This is a genomic window from Halioglobus sp. HI00S01 (assembly GCF_001635445.1).
GTDB classification, from domain to species: Bacteria; Pseudomonadota; Gammaproteobacteria; order Pseudomonadales; family Halieaceae; genus Halioglobus; species Halioglobus japonicus.
Genome location: NZ_LWEE01000238.1, coordinates 1 through 219, shown reverse-complemented (window position 1 = coordinate 219; position 219 = coordinate 1). Strand labels below are relative to the sequence as shown.

Below are 219 nucleotides of genomic sequence, written 5' to 3'. Positions count from 1 at the left end.
GGTTTTGATGACTCGACCGAAGACATGGTCACCTACATGATGATGTCCGCCGGGCCCCAGGCTGACGAAGCCAAGATCCGCAATTACTGCGAAAGCAGCTCCGCCCACTTCGACTGGCTGACGGGGCTGGGTGTGCCCTTCAAGGACAGCTTCCACGAGGAGCGGGCCATTATGTGCCTCACCGACGATTGCCTGCTCTACACAGGGTCAGAGAAGGCC

General features: G+C 59.4%; 1 pseudogene. It reads left to right on the top strand.

What is annotated here, in order from left to right:
• Nucleotides 1-219: pseudogene (locus A3709_RS24055) on the top strand (flavoprotein); the annotation flags it as partial.